We start from the raw sequence: 15,448 nt of genomic DNA, 5'->3' as shown, positions 1-15,448 counted from the left end.
TCTGACCTGCGGAGACGGCACACCTATCCGAAACGTGGGGACAACCATGCCTAAATTCGACACGCCCGACCCGATTTCCGTCACCCTCGACCTCGGCGTCGGCCACGTCCGGTTCGCCGCGAGCGACCGCGCCGACACGGTCGTGGAAGTCCGTCCGACCGACGAGACGGACTCGTCCGACGTCAAGACCGCGAAGCAGATCCGCGTCGACTACAGCAACGGCATGCTGCACGTCACCGGCCCGAAGATGCGGGCGTTCGACTTCTCCCGCAAGACCCGCTCGGTCGACGTGACGGTCGAACTGCCCGCAGGCTCGCGGATCGCCGCCGAGGTGCAGGCGGGTGCGTTCCAGAGCACCGGGCAGCTCGGGCAGTCGCGGTTCAAGACCGCGGCGGGGAACGTCAGCCTCGACCGCACCGGCCCGCTGCGCGTCGACACCTCGGTCGGCCATGTGACGGTCGAGGAGGTCGCCGGCGACGCCGAGGTCTCCACGTCGTCCGGGAAGGTCCGGCTCGGCCCGGTCGACGGGACCGTGGTCGTCAAGAACTCCAACGGAGACACCACGATCGAGTCCGCGGGCGACGAGGTCCGGGTGCGTGCGGCCAACGGCGACATCACGGTCGAGCACGCCGGCGCCGGGGTCGACGCGAAGACGTCCAACGGGGCCATCCGGCTCGGCGAGGTCGTGCGCGGTTCGGTCCTGCTGGAGAGCGCGATCGGCGACCTGCGGATCGGTATCGCGGAGGGCACCGCGGCCTGGCTCGACGTGAAGACCAACTTCGGCCACGTGCGCAACCAGCTGGAGACCTCGAGCGGCGCGGGCGAGTCCAAGGAGACCGTCGAGGTCCGCGGGCACACGGCGTTCGGCGAGATCGTCATCCACCGTTCCTGATCACAGCTTGGGGAGAAACCTATGTCCAGCAACCATTCCCGGCCGGCGATCGCCGCGACCGGACTCCGCAAATCCTTCGGCGACCACGTCGTGCTCGACGGCATCGACCTCACGGTCGCCCGCGGCACGGTCTTCTCGCTGCTCGGCGCGAACGGCGCGGGCAAGACCACCACGGTGAAGATTCTGTCCACTTTGATCAATGCCGACGCCGGTGCGGCGCGGGTCGCCGGGTACGACCTCGCCGCGGAAGCGGACGGGGTGCGCGCCTCGATCGGGGTCACCGGGCAGTTCTCCGCCGTCGACAATCTGCTGACCGGCGAGGAAAACCTGCTGCTGATGGCGGATCTGCACCACCTCGACCGGACCGCCCGGCGGCAGCGCACGGCGGAGCTGCTCGAACAGTTCGATCTCGTCGAAGCGGCGAAGAAGCCGGTGTCGACGTACTCCGGCGGCATGCGGCGGCGGCTCGACCTGGCGCTGACGTTGGTCGGCAGCCCGCAGGTGATCTTCCTCGACGAGCCGACCACCGGCCTCGACCCGCGCAGCCGCCGCGCGATGTGGGAGATCGTGCGCAAGCTGGTGGCCGGCGGGGTCACGATTTTCCTTACCACGCAATACCTCGAAGAGGCCGACGAACTCGCCGACCGGATCGCGGTGCTCGACCGCGGGCGGATCGTCGCCGAAGGCACCGCGGAAGAGCTCAAGCGCCAGATCCCCGGCGGCCACGTCCAGTTGCGCTTCGAAGACGAGGCCGACCTCGGGCGCGCCCAGCGGGCGCTGAGCGAGGCTTCGCGGCAGAACGACGCGCTGGTGCTGCGCGTGCCCAGCGACGGCAGCCTGCAGTCGCTCAAGACGGTGATCGACCGGCTCGACGCGTTGTCGGTGAAGGTCGGCGAACTGTCCGTGCACACCCCCGATCTCGACGACGTTTTCCTTGCCCTGACTGGCAACCCCACTGACGAAAAGGTGACTTCCCGATGACTGCTCCCGCTCTCGCCGGACCGGATCTGCGGTTCCACCCGGTGCGCGATTCGCTGACCATGCTGCGCCGGAACCTCAAGCACATGCTCCGGTATCCGTCGCTGACGATCATGCTGGTCGGAATGCCGGTCGTGTTCCTGCTGCTGTTCGTCTACGTTTTCGGCGGCACGCTAGGCGCCGGGTTAGGCGGGGCGGGCGGCGGCAGAGCCGAGTACGCCAACTTCGTCGCGCCGACGATCCTGCTGATGACCATCACCGCCACCGTGCAGGGCACGGCGATTTCGGTGGCGATGGACCTGACCGAGGGGGTCATCGCCCGGTTCCGGACCATGCACATCGCGCGGGTTTCGGTGCTGACCGGGCACGTGCTCGGCAGTGTGCTGCAAGCGTTGTTCGGGCTCGTGGTGGTCACCGGGGTCGCGCTGCTGGTCGGGTTCCGGCCCGCCGCCGGGGTCGGTTCGTGGTTCGCCGCGGTCGGCTTCCTGGTGGTGGTGGCACTCGCGCTGGTGTGGCTGTGCGTCGCGCTCGGACAGGTGAGCAAGAGTGTCGAATCGGCCAGCAACACGCCGATGCCGTTGCTGCTGCTGCCTTTCCTTGGCAGCGGGTTCGTGCCGGCCGACTCGATGCCGGGCGCGCTGCGGTGGTTCGCCGAATACCAGCCGTTCACGCCGATCATCGAGACCCTGCGTGCGCTGCTGCTCGACAAGCCGCTCGGCAACCACCTGTGGTTCGCGCTCGGCTGGTGCGCCGTGATGGGCATCGGCGGCTATCTCTGGTCCAAGAAGCTTTTCAATCGCGAATACGCACACTGAAGGGGGCATGGGGGATGACTGGCGAGGAGATCGTGCAAGGGGTTCCGATGGGGCGGGCGGAGGGATGCCCGTTCGATCCTCCGCCTTCGCTGACCGCGGTGCGGGAGCGGGCTCCGCTGACGCGGATGGCGTTCCCGGACGGGCACGTGGGCTGGCTGGCCACCGGGCACGCGGAGGTCCGGGCGATTCTGGCGGACCAGCGGTTCAGCAATCGGTACGAATTGTGGCACTATCCGTTTCCCGGGATGGAGCAGTTCCCGGAATTGCCGTCCGCTCCGGTGGGAGACATGACCGGAATCGACGCGCCGGAGCACACGAGGTTCCGGAAGCTGCTGACGGGGAAGTTCACCGTGCGGCGGATGCGGTTGCTCGGCGATCGGGTCGCCGAGGTCGCCGACGAGTACCTGGACGCGATGGAAAAGGCCGGACCGGGGGTCGATCTGCTCGAGGCTTACGCGCATCCGGTGCCCGCGGTGATGATTTGCGAATTGCTCGGGGTGCCTTATTCGGATCGGGCTTCTTTTCTGGGGTATGCCGCGGCGATCAGCGACGTTGCTCTTTCCGAAGAGGAAAGGATGACTGCTTATGGCCAGTTGCAGGAGTATGTGGCTTCGCTGGTACCGGCTAAGCGGGCCGCGCCCACGGACGATCTGTTCAGCGACCTGACCGGCAGCGATCTGACTGACGAGGAACTGGCGGGGCTGGGGACGTTCCTGCTCGCGGCTGGGCTGGACACAACGGCGAACATGCTGGCGCTGGGGACGTATGCGTTGCTGCGCAATCCGGCGCAGTGGGCGGTGGTGCGGGATGAACCGGACGCCGCCGGCGGTGCGGTCGAGGAGTTGATGCGGTACCTGTCCATCGCGCATACCGGGGTGCGGGCCGCGCTGGAGGATGTCGAGGTCGGCGGGCAGGTCATCCGGGCGGGGGAGACGGTGGTGCTGTCGGTGCAGGCGGCCAATCGGGATCCGGAGAAGTTCGAGCGGCCGGACGAGCTGGATGTCCGGCGGGTCGCGGCGGGGCAGGTCGGGTTCGGGCATGGGATTCATCAGTGTTTGGGGCAGCAGCTGGCTCGGGTGGAGATGACGGTGGCGTTGCCCGCGCTGGCCCGGAGGTTTCCCGGGTTGCGGGTGGCGGGGGAAGTTTCGTTGCGGCCTGAGGTGCAGAATATTTACGGGGTTTTGCGGTTGCCCGTCGCTTGGTGAGGTCGAGGCGGCTCCCTCGCAGTTGATTGTCCGGCTCTGGCTCGGTGCTCTTCGGAGTGCCGAGCCAGAGCCGATCGGCCGGTCAGGGGAGAACGTGGCGGTTGTGGTCGACGCGGACGCGGTGTGTGCGGGGCTTCGGGAGCTGGGGGTCAGCGGCGGTGCGGTGATCGTGCATTCGTCGTTGTCCGCGTTCGGGGAGGTGGACGGCGGGGCGGAGGCGGTGGTTCGGGGGCTGTTGCAAGCCGCGGGGACGGTGGTGGCGCCCGCGTTCACGCCGCAGGTGGCGGATCCGTTTCCGGAGCATGCGGGGGACGCCGAGGCGGATGAGGCGCGGGCGCGGGTTCCGTTGTTTCACGAGGGGCTGGCGACGCCGATGGGAGCGATTCCCAACGCGGTGCTGGGGTGGGAGGGCAGCTGTCGCAGCCGGCATCCGCAGGCGTCAGTGGCTGCGGTGGGGGAGCGGGCAGCGGAGGTGACTGGACGGCAGCCGCTGGCGTATGCGGTGGGGCGGGGGTCGCCGTTCGAGTGGCTGTATCGGGAGCGGGCGCGGATCCTGCTGCTCGGGGTAGGGCATGACCGGAACTCGTTCCTGCATTACGCCGAGTCTCTCGTCCCGCATCATCGGCGGAAGGTCCGGCGGTTTCCGTACCTTGTGGACGGGGAGCGGGTGTGGGTGCGGACCGACGACGTCGGGGACGACAACGGGCGCTTCTTTCCTCAGGTCGGGGCGGAATTCGGGGAGACGGGCGGCGTGCGGCGGGGGAAGATCGGAGCGGCGGACTGCCAAGTAATGGACTGTGTACCGTTCGTAGGGTTCGCTCGGCGGAGGCTCGCGGAGCTGCTTCGGTGAAGCCGGCACCTATACTCGGGCGTTGTGACTGAAGGGTTCTCGCAGGTTCTGGAACGTTGCCGGGCGTTCCTGGAGGAGCGGCAGCCGCCGACGCCGTGTCTGGTCGTGGACCTTGACGTGGTGCGCGGGAACTGCGAGCGGCTTCGCCGGGCGCTGCCGGAAGCGCGGATGTACTACGCGGTCAAGGCTAATCCGGCGCCGGAGGTCGTGCGGGTTCTTCGGCAAGCGGGAGCGGGATTCGACGTCGCGGGGCGCGAGGAGATCGAGCTGTGTCTCGCGCAAGGGGTGCGGCCCGATTCGCTGTCCTATGGCAACCCGGTGAAGAAGGCGCGGGACATCGAGTTCGCGCACCGCGTGGGGGTGCGGCGGTTTACCTTCGACAGCCTGGAAGACTTGGAAAAGCTCGCGGAGTTCGCGCCGGGATCGACTGTCTCGTGCCGGATTCTCGTGGACAGTCCTGGATCGCAGACGCCGTTCGGGCGCAAGTTCGGCTGTTCCGCGGAGATGGCGGTCGACCTGCTGGCGCGGGCGGCGGAGCTGGGGCTGGACCCGGAAGGGGTCGCGTTTCACGTTGGGTCGCAGCATGGTGATCCGCGGGCCTGGGAAGCCGGGATCGCTGCCGCGGGCGAGGTGACTCGTGCGGTGGCGGAGCGCGGGGTTTCCTTGCGAGGCTTGAATATCGGCGGCGGGTTTCCGGTTGGCTATCTGAGCGAGCCGCCGCCGTTGACGGAGTACGCGGCCGTTGTTCGCGACGCGGTGGGGCGGCATTTCGCGGTGGTGCCTGAGCTGTCGTTCGAGCCGGGGCGGGCGGTGGTGGCGTCGGCCGGGGTGATTCGCAGCGAGGTCGTGCTGGTGTCGCGCAAGTCCGCGGCGGACGAGAAGCGTTGGGTGTACCTCGACATCGGCCGGTACGGCGGGCTTGCCGAGACGGAGAACGAGGCGATCGCGTACCGATTGGTCACTGCGCACGATGGCGGTCCGGACGGGCCCGTTGTGGTCGCTGGGCCGACGTGCGACGGGGACGACGTGCTTTATCAGCGCACGCCGTATCGGTTGCCGTTGGCGTTGCGGGCTGGGGATTACGTCGATATTCCGGACGCTGGGGCGTACACGCAAAGTTATTCTTCGGTGTCGTTCAACGGGTTTCCGCCGCTGCGGTCGTACTTCGTCGGCGGGGAGGCCGGTGGAGTGGGGGAATTCGCTGGGCGGCATGTGCTCGCGGAGTTTTCCGGGGTGGCCGCGGAGCTGCTCGACGACCCGGTGTTTCTGTGCGAGAGCTTGGAACGCGTGCTGGACAAGGCTGGCGCGACGGTGTGCGAGCTGACGTACAAGCAGTTCGAACCGCACGGGGTGACGGCGATGGCGTTGCTGTCGGAGTCGCACGCTTCGATCCACACCTACCCGGAGCGCGGGTCGGCGTTCGTGGATGTGTTCACCTGCGGGCACAAGGCGGATCCGGAACTGGCGGTTCAGTTGTTGCGGGACTTGCTCGGCGCGAGTGTTTCACGGGTGACCACTATCCACAGAGGACAGGAAGACAGTTGAACATTGAGGAACCAGTCGGCGCTGGACTGACCCGGCGGTGGCATGTCTCGGACGTGCTGGTCGACACGCGGACTTCCTACCAGCACCTGGTAATCGGCAAGACGGCGCAAGGGATTTCGCTGTTCTGCGACGACGAGCGGCAGAGCACTGAGTTCAGCCAGCTGGTGTATCACGAGGCGTTGCTGGTTCCGGCGTTGCTGCTGGCGTCCACTGTGGATCGTGTCTTGGTCGTCGGGTCCAGCGAAGGCGTGGTGTGCCAGATCGCGGCCGAGGCAGGTGCTTCGGTCGACCACGTGGACATCGACGCGGAGGCGGTTCGGCTTTGCGCGGAGCATCTTCCGTACGGGTACACGTCGGCTGAGCTGGCTCGGGCGGAGCGTGGCGAGGGGCCGGTTCGGGTGCATTACGTCGATGGGTGGGAGTACGTCCACGCCTGTGCGGAGAAGTACGACGTGGTCTTGGTCGATCTGCCGGATGAGCAGGACGACACCGATGCTCAGCACAATCGGTTGTACGGTAGGGAATTCCTGACGCAGTGCCGGTCGCTGCTGGCCCCTGGCGGGGTGGTGGCGTATCAGGGCGGGTGTCCGACGTTGTGGCGGAACTCGACGTTGGTGAAATGCTGGCGCCGCTTCGAGGAGGTTTTCCCGACGCCGGTTTACTTCGGGTCGCCGGAGCACGAGTGGGCGTTTTTCTTCGGGGCGGACGGGGAAGTGCCGGTGGAGACCATGGTGGAGCGGTTGGCGGCCCTGCCGTACCGGCCGGTGTCGGTTGACGCTCTGACGTTGCGCGGGGCGACGGTTCCGCCGATCAGTCTTCGCCGGTGACCGACAGGTGGACGTTCGCGCTGATCACTCCGGACGGAGTGGTCGGTGAGGCGTTCGATTCCATCGTGGAGCTGCTGCAGCGCAACGGTTTTGCAGTGGTGACCGGCCGGGTGCTTCAGCTGGATCTGCCGACGATGATGCGGGTGTACCGGGCGTCGGAAACGGTTGATCCGGAGAACGATCCGTTCGCGCGGCTTTACGGTTCGGGAGCGGCGTGTCTGCTCCTGCTGCATCGCGCCGCCGGGGAGGCTTGTGCGACCTTGACGCGCTGCAAGGGTGCGACCCGGCCGGACGCCGCACAGCCGGGGACGGTGCGGTACCTCGGGGAGAACGTCATCCTCAATCTCCTGCATTCCCCGGACGACCCGGGCAACGCGGCGCGCGAACTGTCGATTCTGGTCGGGCAGGAGGCTGCCGAGCGGTACCGCGCCGAGGCGATGTCCGGTGTGCTGCGCGGGGCCGCGGCATTGCGTGCCAGTCTTCCGGCGACGCACGGCTGGGAGGCGATTTCCGGCCCGGTCGCGGTGAATCGCATCCGGCGGCGGATCGGGCAGCAGTTCGCGCCGGGCGATGAGGGACTCCAGGCCGCGCTGGACGACGAGCGGGACCGGATCGCCGTCTGCCGGACCAGCGGTGAACGTCGCCTGGTCGCGGAGCGGGCGAACCCGTCGATCCAGCGGCGGCTCACCAGCCTCGGGCTCGGAGAACTCGCCGGGGCGCCACCGGATCAGGCTGCCCTCGCTGAGCACGGGATCTTCGTTTCGAAGCTGGAGCAGTTGGTGCTCGACACCCGCGACGCGTGATCAGTGCCCGGAGAACCATCCCGGCAGATCCAGTCGCGCGGACTCCGGCGAAGCGACCTTCCGCAGATCCTCCTCCATCGCCCGCAGCCGCCCGGCGCCCAAGGTCTCAGCCCACTCCGCCCGCAGCCGGTCGAAGATCTGCGCGGACTTGGCCAGGCAGTCGAGACCTCGGTTTGTCAGCCGCACCAGCATGCGGCGGCCGTCGCCGGGGTCGCGTTCCCGGTGGACGTAGCCGAGGCGTTCCAGGGCGTCGATCGTCTTTCCGGCGGCCTGTTTGGTGACCCCGAGCGTGCGGCCCAGTTCGACGGCGGTGGTGCCGGACGGGCCGATCGCTTGGAAGACGAAACCGTGCATCGGGCGCAGGCCGGGGTGGCCTTGCCGCGCCAGTTCGGCGTGCAGGTCGTCGATCAGGCTGCGGAAGGCGAACAGCAGGCGCAGCGGCAGCTCGTATCCGGGCGGATCGCTTGACATAGGTAGACAACCTCGTTGACTATATGGACAACCTGATTGTCTATCTTAGGGGAGAGCGGCGCATGACAGTGATCCGGGAGAGCCGTCGGACGGAGACGCCCAACGCGGTGATGACGACGTTGGCTTCGCCGACGCAGGGCGGCAGCCAACAGTCGGTGTGGAGAGTCGAAATGGCGCCCGGCGCGGTCGGGCCGGTGCATGCGTTCGATGCGGAGCAGGTGTGGACGATTCTCGGCGGCGCGGCGGAGATCGCGGTGGGCGGTGTCGTTGAAGCCGTAAGAGAAGGGGAGACGGTGGTGCTGCCTGCTGACGCGGAGCGGCAAGTGCGGGCGGACGCGCGAAGCGGCCTGGTGGCGATCGCGTGCGCGCCGGGGAGTACGCGGGTGTATCGGATGGGCGTGGTGCCGGCGTGCGCGACGGCGGACGGGGACAAGATTCTTCCGGACTGGGTGGCCTGAGGCTGTGGCGGGCGTCACGGAATGTTCGGCGATCTTGAGCGCTACAACGGATATGTCTGCTCCCACCACGCCTGAAGAGTCCGCCTCGGTCGTTCCCGTTCTGGACGACTTCGACTTTCCGCTCGTCGACGGTGCCGCTTGCCGCATCGACGACCCGGATTGCGAAGCCTGTCAGTAATAGCGCACGCACGGGGCGTGACAAGTGGTAACAACACGAGTGACCGGTCGGTGACGGCTCGGGAAACACGGTAACTGCCGGCGCTTCCGGCAGTTACCGTCATTCTCGTGCCGTTGACATTGATCAAAGGTCAGTTCCGGGTCGTCGGGGCCTCCCCGGACGGGGATTCGGTCCGGTTCTATCCCGACCGCGCCGACGCGTTTTCCGCCGCCCACCTCAAGGTGCGGACCAATTCCCGCGGCGGGGTGCAGTTGCGCCTCGACGGGATCGACGCGCTCGAGACGCATTACCGGCCGAGGGTCGCCGGGGCGGAATTGTGGCGCCAGCCCAAGGAGCTGGCGGACGCCGCCGGCGCGGAACTGTTGCGGTACCTCGGTTTCACGAAGGTCGAGCGCGACGAAGGCGGCCGCGTTTCCGCCAGTACGCCGGGGGAGACGAGCGGGCACATCCTGACCCGGTTCGCCGACAAGTACGGCCGCGCGGTCGCGTTCGCGTTTCCCGGGCAGCGCGCGGGTCGTTCCACGGACGGCGGGTCCGTGCACCTTGATCCGAAAGCGCTGAAGGCGTCGGCGAATTTCCGTCTTCTCGAAACCGGGCTGGCGTATCCGACGTTCTACTCCAAGCTTTATCCGGATCTCCGGCAGGCCATGGCCGACGCGGCGGTCGCGGCGCGCACCGCGGGCAACGGCGTGTGGGAGCACGACGTCACCAACAGCGGGTTCCGGCTGACCAGTCGCGCCCAATTGCGCGACGACGTGGTGCTGTTGCCGAAACTGTTCCGCCGTTTGGTCGATTACCTGAGCCTCGACGAAACCGACGGGGTCTCGCTCGCCGGGTTCGCGGACTACGTCGACACCCGCAACGATCGGCTTTTCACCATCCCCGACGGGCACGCGACGGAACTCCACACGCTCCTGTCCGTCCGGCGGCAGACGCTGAAGCTCACGACTCCGCCGGAGCGGATCGTGTTCGAAGAGGCTTGACCGGCTGCCGCAGAACGGTCTTCAGCTTCTCGGGCGCGGTGCGGCGCGGGTCGCTCAGGTAGACCTCGTGGTGGTCGCCGTTGAAGGTCAGGTCGTGCTCGGGCAGGTATTCGTCGTGGAGCCGGTGCAGGGTGGGCGTTTCGTCGTCGTACGAGCCGAGGTGCAGGATCTGGACGCTCGTGCCCTCGGTCAGCGTGCGCAGCTGAACTCGGGCGAGCGCGGGGTTGTCCTTCTTCTTCGCGACGCTTTCGGCGGCTTCGCGGACCATCTCCTCGGTGACCCAATCCGGCTGATTGATCATCATCGTCCAGTCCCACTTCGCCTTTTCCCGCGTGAGGAAGACGGTGGGGTCGTCGGCGCGCCACAGCCCTTCGAGCGGTCCGACGACGAAGTCCCGGCCGAGGGTTTTCTTGCTGGCGAACTTCACCGAGTACGCGATTCCGTACAGCGCTTCGACCGCGTGCGTGTACTCCGGCGCCGTGTTCGGGTCGCCGTGGCCGTCGACGGCGAGATACTGAAGCGCGGGTACGTCCACGACGGTGAAGTCCTTTGAAGGCGGCGCGTACAACGTGCGGTGGGCCTTCTTGACGTCGTACTTCTCCATCGCGGTCTCCTTGCTGAGGACGCTCTCGGTCCAGGTGAGGTCGGCCGTGAGCATCGCTTCGCTGTAGTCGAAGATCGCCGCCGCGGCGTCGGGCAGGGGTTCTTGGCGGGTGCGCGTCGCCCGCACCTCGGCGAGTTGTTCGCGTACCGCGGTGAGCCGCGCGGTCAGTCCGGAATGCACGTCTGCGTCCGGCAGGCCTGGGCTGTTGGCCATGGCGATGAGGACGCGCGCGTGGACCGGCGTGAGGGTGGTGAGCGCTTCACGGGTGGCGTCCGCGCAAAGTTCGACGCCGGACGGCGTGGCTTGGAAGGTCGCGCGCGATTTCCCGGAGCGCGGGCCGCCGGTGGCTTCGATCAGGCCGCGTTTGGCCAGTTTGTCGAGGACGTAATAGATCGAGGAGAAACCGAGCGCGGTCCAGGCGCGGATGCCGCGTTCCTCGATCACCCGCTCCAGTTCGTAGCCGTGCCGGGGCTGCTCGACGAGCAGGCCGAGGACGGTCAGTTCGGCGTCGGTGAGGGCAGGCACGCCAGCTATTCTAGTACTGGAATAGCTGTGCCTCCAAGACCGCGACCTCCGGAGCCGGGTCGAAGCCGTGGCCGATCAGCCAATGGACCACCCGGAGGCTGCGCAGCGACCACCACGCGCGGAGTGCGTCGAGGTCGACGTCTGTGCCATAGCCGGCCAGGACGTCGGAGAGGTGTTCCTGGTGGGCGAGCGTCAGGGCGGCGAGGTCGAAGAGGGCGTCGCCCTGGGCGGCCTCGGACCAGTCGAGGATGCCGGTGACCTCGTCGCCTTCGACGAAGACGTGGGCCACCTGCAGATCGCCATGGGTGAACACCGGGGTCCACGGCCGCAGCGCCGCCTTGGCGATCTGGTGGTTGCGGGTGACCAGGCCGGCGGGGAGGGCGTCGTTCGCGATCAGCCACGCGCATTCGCGGTCGAGGTCGGCGGCGAGTTCGTCGGGGTTCCAGCCGGGGGACGGCGGCAGCGGCGCCTCGTGCAGTTTCCGGGCGGCGGCTCCCGCGGCGGCCCAGGCTTCCGAGGACGCGGCCGACGGTGTGCCGGGGCGGCCGAGTTCGCGTCCGCGCAGGGCGGCGAGCGCCAGCACGGGCGGTTTCCGCCACCGGATCTCCGGCGTCGGGACCGGGGCCAGCGCCATCGCCGCGACCTCGGCGTCGGCGCGCGCCTGATCGGTGTCGACCTTCAGGAACACGTCGCCGACGCGCAGGGTCGCGCGTTCGTGGTGGGCGACGATGATTTCGACTTCCTCCATGGCCGCGATTGTCACGAAGACGATCACTCGCGTCGCCCGGTTTTTTCCGGCGAACGGCGGCGAGTACCCCCAGCACCCACCCCTCCCCAGAGGATGTCCGCCCGGCCCCACCGCGTCGGCCCGCAGGCCGGCGACCAGGTCCCCACCTCGGGGGCCGGACGTGGTTCCCACCCTGCCCGGAGCCGTCCCCAAGCTGTCCCCGGTCTGTCCTTTCGGCATCCCCGGTGCCGGTGACCTGCGCGGGTATGCTCGGACCCCGGAGCGGAGGAGGGGAATCGCGGAATGGATTTTCGCGTGCTCGGAGCGCTGGAAATCCAGACCGGAGCCGATCGGGTGACGGTGCCCGGCGCGCGCCACCGCCGCGTGCTGGCCTGTTTGCTGCTGTCGCCGAACTCGGTCGTCCCGCTGCCGAAGCTGATCGAGGCGACGTGGGACGGCGAGCCGCCCGCGACGGCCACGAAGCAGATCCAGAACTGTGTCTCGGTGCTCCGAGAGCGGCTCGGCGATGCCAAACAACAGCTCATCGTCACCGACGGCTCGGGCTACCGGATCGCGGTCGATCATCGGCAAGTCGACTGGCTTCGGTTTGCCGACGCCGTTGCCGCCGCCCGCCAGTCGGCGGAGGCCGGAGCGCTGGCCGAGGGGGTCGAGAAAGTCCGGTCGGCGTTGCGGCTGTGGCGCGGTCCGGTGCTGGACGGGCTGGACGCCGCGGCGCTCGCCGGGCGTGCGGCGCGGCTGGAGGAACAGCGGCTCGACGCGGTGGAGCTGTGCATCGACTGGCAGCTGAAACTCGGGCAGCACCGCGAGGTCGTGGACGAGCTGGGGGCGATCGTCGAGGAGCATCCGCTGCGGGAACGGCCGTACGCGCAGCTGATGCTCGCCCTGGATCGCAGTGGTCGGCAGGCGGACGCGCTCGCGGTGTTTCAGCGGTTGCGGACCCAGCTCGCCGAGGAACTCGGGGTCGATCCCGGCGCTGAGGTGCGCCGGTTGCACGAGCAGATCCTGCGCGGCGAGACGGAACAGCCGGCGGTCGCGGAGCCGGTTCGGGCGGAGCGGCCGTCGAGCCAGCTCGATCGGGCGGCCGAGGAACTCGCGGCGGCGATCGTCCGCCAGTGGACCGCGGAGACCGAGATCCGTTCGCTGCACCGTCCGGAACCGGTGCCGCTGACCTGGACGAGCACCGAACGTCCGGTGGCCGCGGCCGCGCCCGCGGTGCTCGGCCGGCCCGGCGATCCGGACCGGCTGACGTTCAGCGGCGATCTCACCGACGTCGTCGCGAAGTTCCGGCAGGTCCCGGCGCGGCAACTGGTCGTGCTCGGCGAACCGGGCGCGGGGAAGTCGGTGCTGGCCATCCTGCTCACGCTCGGGCTGCTGGCCGACCCGCCGCCGGGCGAACCGGTGCCGGTGCTGCTGCCGCTGTCGTCGTGGAATCCGCGCGAGGAACACCTGCACGGCTGGCTGGCCCGGCGGCTGGCCGAGGAGTATCCGGGCCTGGCCAACACCGGCGCGTACGGAAAGGGCGCGGCGCTGCGGCTGGTGCTCGAAGGCCGGATCATCCCGGTGCTCGACGGTCTCGACGAGCTGGCTCCCGGACTGCACACCGCCGCGATCGACGCGCTGGACCAAGCCGTCTCCGGAGGCCGTCCGCTCGTGGTGACCTGCCGCAGCACCGAGTACGAGGCCGCGGTCGAGCAGTCCGGGACCTTTCTGTCGCGCGCGGCGGTGGTGGAGATCGAACCGGTCGAGACCGAGGACGCGATCGACTTCCTCACCGCACGGCAGCGCTTCGGCGAAACCCGCTGGGATCCGGTCGTCCGGCAGTTGCGGCGGCAGCCGGAAAGCCCGCTGGCGCAGGCTCTTCGCACGCCGCTGATGGTCGATCTGGCCAGGACGGCGTACGCGCATCCCTCGACTGATCCCGGCGAACTCTGCGACCCGACAAGGTTTCCCGACCGCGCGGCGATCGAGGGACATCTGCTCGACGAGTACCTGCCCGTGGTCTACACCTCGCGGCCGGCCCCGCCCGCCCGGCTCGACCGGCCGACCCGCCCGCGCGATTACCCGGCGGAGCAGGCGCAACGCTGGCTGAGCTTCTTCGCCCGGCAGCTGGAACGCGACCAGAGCCGCGACCTCGCGTGGTGGCAGTTGGATCGTGCGGTGCCGAGGCTGGTCCTGGGGCTCTGCCTCGGCTTGCCGCCTGCGTTGCTGTTCGCGCTGACCGGCTGGATCGCCGCGGGTCCGGTGATCGGGGCGATCTACGGGCTGTCGTTCGCGGTGGCCGGTTGCGTAACGCATACGGTCGGCAGCCGGCCGGGCCCGTTGCGGGTGGAGGCGCGGTTCCGCGGGACCGCGGGCCGTTTCCTGCGCCGGTTCGCGGTCGGGGTGCTGATCGGGGTGTGCCTCGGACTGGCGTGGTCGCTGTCGGCCGGGGTGATCGCCCTGCTCGCGGTGGTGTTCGGACTGGCGATCGGGGTGCACGTCTGGCTGGACACGCCGCTCGAGGCGAGCCGGGTGTCGAGTCCGGCGAGCGTGCTGCGCAACGACCGTGCCGCGACGCTGTCGTTCACCTTGTCCTTCATCGTTTCGCTGGGCTTGTTCTACGGGATGGCGTTCGCCTTCACGAAGGAAACGCGGTTCCTCGGCGTCTTCAACGACCATTACGACCTGGCGCTGGCCTTCGCCGGCGGGCTGGCGTCGGCGTTGCTGGGCCGGTTTTTGGTGCGGAGTCCGGGAAGCCTCGCTTACGGCCTCGCTGGCGTGCTCATCGGCGGCCAGGTCTTCTCGCGGGCGTCGAGCACGGCGCAGGCGGTGGCGGCCGGTGTGGTGTTCGGGTTGGCCGTGGGGCTGAGTGTGTGGATCGCGCGGGCTTGGGGCGCCTACACGTTCAGCCGGTTGTGGCTGGCCTCGCGGAAGCGGATCCCGTTGGATCTGATGGGTTTCCTCGACGACGCGCATCGTCGTGGTGTGCTGCGTCAGGTCGGTGAGGTGTACCAGTTCCGGCACGCGCGGTTGCAGGAACGGCTAGCGGCGGATCCGGCTTAACGCTGCAATCTCGGGTCCTGCGAAGGGTCGGCGTACATCGGCGGGCAGCCCTGGTCGATGGCCTCCGGACGCAGTTCGTAGTGCCACGGTTCGTTGCGGTAGATCTGGCACAGTCCATACGCGGCACCGTGTTCCGACAGCCACGCCGTCGCTTCGGAGGGGCCGAGGTCGATCGCGTTCCCCAGGACGTGCGCGGACCGGTCGGCGGTGGCTACCCAGCGGGCGGCTTCCTGTTCCGAGCCGTACTTGGCGATCGCCTTGTGCCGAAGCTGATTCTGGTACGCCGGGGAACGCCAGCCGCTGTTGACGCGGAACTCGACGCCGTCGTTCGCGGCGTCCTTCGCCGCCCGGCGCAGCGCCTCCAGGAACACCGGGTCGAGATTGGCCACGGCGGGAATCTCGGCGAACACTGTCGTGCCGGACGGGACGGCTCCGTCGGCCTCGCTGAGCGCGCCACGACGGCGAAGCACGCGGCGGACGGTTCGCCGGAAGGGACTTCGTGCTGATTCGCTGCGGGTCATGGC

15 protein-coding genes and 1 pseudogene are annotated in these 15,448 nt (G+C 68.6%); 12 read left to right on the top strand and 4 right to left on the bottom strand.

Going from position 1 to position 15,448, the window contains the following annotated elements; genetic code table 11:
* Positions 1-46: 46 nt before the first annotated feature.
* The 9 genes and pseudogenes from H4281_RS19945 (at position 47) to H4281_RS19910 (ending at position 7,915) form a co-directional block, all read left to right on the top strand.
* Entirely contained in the window at positions 47-892 is an 846-nt protein-coding gene (locus H4281_RS19945; RefSeq protein WP_182892440.1) for a DUF4097 family beta strand repeat-containing protein, read from the top strand.
* Between the two features lie 21 nt (positions 893-913).
* A complete protein-coding gene (locus H4281_RS19940) occupies positions 914-1,873 on the top strand; it encodes an ATP-binding cassette domain-containing protein (RefSeq protein ID WP_182892439.1) in 960 nt (319 codons plus the stop codon).
* A complete protein-coding gene (locus tag H4281_RS19935; protein ID WP_182892438.1) occupies positions 1,870-2,685 on the top strand; it encodes an ABC transporter permease in 816 nt (271 codons plus the stop codon). Before H4281_RS19940 ends, H4281_RS19935 begins: the two co-directional genes overlap by 4 nt.
* Positions 2,686-2,699: 14 nt before the next feature.
* Entirely contained in the window at positions 2,700-3,890 is a 1,191-nt protein-coding gene (locus tag H4281_RS19930; protein WP_182892437.1) for a cytochrome P450, read from the top strand.
* Positions 3,891-3,984: 94 nt separating this feature from the next.
* Entirely contained in the window at positions 3,985-4,740 is a 756-nt protein-coding gene (locus tag H4281_RS19925; protein WP_312872143.1) for an AAC(3) family N-acetyltransferase, read from the top strand.
* A 24-nt stretch (positions 4,741-4,764) separates the two neighbouring features.
* Positions 4,765-5,832 (top strand): annotated as a pseudogene (locus H4281_RS19920) (type III PLP-dependent enzyme); the annotation flags it as partial.
* A gap of 60 nt (positions 5,833-5,892) precedes the next feature.
* Positions 5,893-6,285: an adenosylmethionine decarboxylase gene (speD, locus tag H4281_RS45635; RefSeq protein ID WP_246412135.1), complete on the top strand. Its 393-nt coding sequence runs from the start codon at positions 5,893-5,895 to the stop codon at positions 6,283-6,285.
* Entirely contained in the window at positions 6,282-7,112 is an 831-nt protein-coding gene (locus H4281_RS19915; RefSeq protein WP_182892435.1) for a spermidine synthase, read from the top strand. The genes speD and H4281_RS19915 overlap by 4 nt, the downstream gene beginning before the upstream one ends.
* A complete protein-coding gene (locus tag H4281_RS19910; RefSeq protein ID WP_182892434.1) occupies positions 7,109-7,915 on the top strand; it encodes a nucleoside-diphosphate kinase in 807 nt (268 codons plus the stop codon). Before H4281_RS19915 ends, H4281_RS19910 begins: the two co-directional genes overlap by 4 nt.
* On the opposite strand, the gene H4281_RS19905 is transcribed toward H4281_RS19910, so the two are convergent.
* Positions 7,916-8,386 (bottom strand): MarR family winged helix-turn-helix transcriptional regulator, encoded by a 471-nt coding sequence (locus H4281_RS19905; protein ID WP_182892433.1) that lies wholly within the window; start codon positions 8,384-8,386, stop codon positions 7,916-7,918. It lies immediately after the preceding gene.
* 62 nt (positions 8,387-8,448) lie between these two features.
* Between H4281_RS19905 and H4281_RS19900 the strand changes: the two genes are divergently transcribed.
* Together H4281_RS19900 and H4281_RS19895 are read left to right on the top strand one after the other, a co-directional pair.
* Positions 8,449-8,844, top strand: a complete 396-nt coding sequence (locus H4281_RS19900) for a cupin domain-containing protein (protein WP_220507468.1) — start codon at positions 8,449-8,451, stop codon at positions 8,842-8,844.
* 285 nt (positions 8,845-9,129) lie between these two features.
* On the top strand, positions 9,130-10,005 hold the full coding sequence (locus tag H4281_RS19895) for a nuclease (RefSeq protein ID WP_182892431.1): 876 nt from the start codon (positions 9,130-9,132) through the stop codon (positions 10,003-10,005).
* Here the strand turns inward: H4281_RS19895 and H4281_RS19890 are convergent.
* Positions 9,965-11,134 (bottom strand): GyrI-like domain-containing protein, encoded by a 1,170-nt coding sequence (locus tag H4281_RS19890; RefSeq protein ID WP_182892430.1) that lies wholly within the window; start codon positions 11,132-11,134, stop codon positions 9,965-9,967. The two genes, H4281_RS19895 and H4281_RS19890, sit on opposite strands and share 41 nt — an antisense overlap.
* A 10-nt stretch (positions 11,135-11,144) precedes the next feature.
* Complete coding sequence (locus tag H4281_RS19885) at positions 11,145-11,882, bottom strand: phosphotransferase family protein (RefSeq protein ID WP_182892429.1); 738 nt, start codon at positions 11,880-11,882, stop codon at positions 11,145-11,147.
* A 282-nt stretch (positions 11,883-12,164) separates the two neighbouring features.
* Between H4281_RS19885 and H4281_RS19880 the strand changes: the two genes are divergently transcribed.
* Entirely contained in the window at positions 12,165-14,924 is a 2,760-nt protein-coding gene (locus tag H4281_RS19880) for a BTAD domain-containing putative transcriptional regulator (protein ID WP_182892428.1), read from the top strand.
* On the opposite strand, the gene H4281_RS19875 is transcribed toward H4281_RS19880, so the two are convergent.
* Positions 14,921-15,445, bottom strand: a complete 525-nt coding sequence (locus tag H4281_RS19875) for a M15 family metallopeptidase (RefSeq protein WP_220507467.1) — start codon at positions 15,443-15,445, stop codon at positions 14,921-14,923. The genes H4281_RS19880 and H4281_RS19875 overlap by 4 nt on opposite strands.
* Positions 15,446-15,448 lie beyond the last annotated feature (3 nt).

The sequence above is a fragment of the Amycolatopsis dendrobii genome (assembly GCF_014145675.1).
Taxonomy (GTDB): domain Bacteria; phylum Actinomycetota; class Actinomycetes; order Mycobacteriales; family Pseudonocardiaceae; genus Amycolatopsis; species Amycolatopsis dendrobii.
The sequence above is the reverse complement of the archived record's forward strand: the minus strand, read 5'-3'. Positions and strand labels throughout refer to the sequence as shown.

Excerpts from the sequence above, each read along its gene's own strand:
- H4281_RS19945 (WP_182892440.1), top strand. The coding sequence starts at position 47 with ATGCCTAAATTCGACACGCCCGACCCGATTTCCGTCACCCTCGACCTC.
- H4281_RS19940 (WP_182892439.1), top strand. The coding sequence starts at position 914 with ATGTCCAGCAACCATTCCCGGCCGGCGATCGCCGCGACCGGACTCCGC.
- H4281_RS19935 (WP_182892438.1), top strand. The coding sequence starts at position 1,870 with ATGACTGCTCCCGCTCTCGCCGGACCGGATCTGCGGTTCCACCCGGTG.
- H4281_RS19930 (WP_182892437.1), top strand. The coding sequence starts at position 2,700 with ATGACTGGCGAGGAGATCGTGCAAGGGGTTCCGATGGGGCGGGCGGAG.
- H4281_RS19905 (WP_182892433.1), bottom strand. The coding sequence starts at position 8,386 with ATGTCAAGCGATCCGCCCGGATACGAGCTGCCGCTGCGCCTGCTGTTC.
- H4281_RS19900 (WP_220507468.1), top strand. The coding sequence starts at position 8,449 with ATGACAGTGATCCGGGAGAGCCGTCGGACGGAGACGCCCAACGCGGTG.
- H4281_RS19885 (WP_182892429.1), bottom strand. The coding sequence starts at position 11,882 with ATGGAGGAAGTCGAAATCATCGTCGCCCACCACGAACGCGCGACCCTG.
- H4281_RS19880 (WP_182892428.1), top strand. The coding sequence starts at position 12,165 with ATGGATTTTCGCGTGCTCGGAGCGCTGGAAATCCAGACCGGAGCCGAT.
- H4281_RS19875 (WP_220507467.1), bottom strand. The coding sequence starts at position 15,445 with ATGACCCGCAGCGAATCAGCACGAAGTCCCTTCCGGCGAACCGTCCGC.